Here is a 1273-nt window from a genome sequence, read left to right as displayed (position 1 = left end):
GAGTGCTTAAGTCTCAGAAAGAGTATCTGGAAAAAGCACGTGCCTGGACCAATATGTCTGATAAGGCCTATTTAGATAGCACAGCCCCCTAAGATAAGGTCTGCACGTTAATACTATGCAAGTAATTCTAGCCCTGGATACTCTGTTTAAAAGCATTGCGCGTTTATGCGGAGTACTCTCGGCTAGCGCCATGCTCTTACTACTCATCAACGTTTTCTACGATGTGGTCATGCGCTATGGCTTTAATGATGTATCGATCGGTATGCAGGAACTGGAGTGGCATCTCTTCTCTTGCGTGTTTCTACTAGGTATTCCCTATGCGATTCAAGAAAATGCCCATGTCCGCGTGGATATTTTCTATGATCACTGGCAAGACCAGACCAAGGCCTGGATTAACCTCTTAGGTACGCTCATTCTTATCCTTCCCTTCATTATACTTGTGACTCACTTTAGCCTTGGTTTTGCTTATGAGTCTTATCAAATGGGTGAAGGCAGTGGTGACCCGGGCGGCCTACCTCATCGCTGGTTAATCAAGAGCCTGATTCCTTTGTCTTTTATACTGATTGGTTTGGCAAGTTTAAGCATGATCACTCAGGCTCTCCGTGTAATCGTTGGGAAAGAAGCTTACCCAAGAAGCAAAGAGGTCGGCTTGTCATGAGCGGTATCGTCATGTTCGTGGTTGCCCTGCTAATGCTGATGCTGGGCTTTCCCGTCGCCTTTACTTTTGCAGGAGTGGCTCTGGCATTTGGTATTTGGGCAGAGGGTTTTGAGCTGTTTGCTTTTATGCCCTACCGCATACAGAGCATTATGGAAAATACCATTCTGATGGCTATTCCCTTGTTCATTTTTATGGGCGTCATACTCCAGAAAACCAAGCTGGCTGAGCAACTCCTTGAATCGATGGCACAGTTATTCGGCAGACTCAATGGTGGCGTAGCCATTAGCACCATACTCGTCGGCTCTTTGCTCGCCGCCTCAACCGGTGTAGTCGGTGCCAGTGTGGTTGCGATGGGTTTGATATCCCTGCCTTGCATGCTCAAGTATAACTACGATAAACAACTCAGCTGCGGCACCATTTGCGCATCGGGCACCCTTGGTCAAATCGTGCCGCCTTCTATTATTTTAATTATTCTTGGCGATGTACTGGGTTTACCTGTTGGCGACCTGTTTAGAGCCGCTGTTGCGCCGGGGGTTTTGCTGATAGCTCTTTACATTGGCTACATAGTATTTGTAACAAGTCGAAACCCGGCCTTGGCTCCTGCTATGCCTATTT

Annotated in this window: 2 protein-coding genes; both read left to right on the top strand. The window is 47.2% G+C overall.

What is annotated here, in order from left to right; all coding sequences use genetic code 11:
- The first annotated feature begins 115 nt into the window (after positions 1-115).
- The gene (locus A3763_RS07620; RefSeq protein ID WP_068512411.1) at positions 116-658 is read left to right on the top strand and encodes a TRAP transporter small permease subunit; all 543 of its coding nucleotides are present in this window, start codon (positions 116-118) and stop codon (positions 656-658) included.
- Positions 655-1273, top strand: a 619-nt coding sequence (locus A3763_RS07615) for a TRAP transporter large permease subunit (RefSeq protein WP_156494995.1), incomplete at its 3' end; no start/stop codon positions are given. The genes A3763_RS07620 and A3763_RS07615, both read left to right, overlap by 4 nt.

The organism is Oleiphilus sp. HI0128 (assembly GCF_001635365.1).
This window is presented reverse-complemented; position numbering and strand designations above follow the sequence as displayed.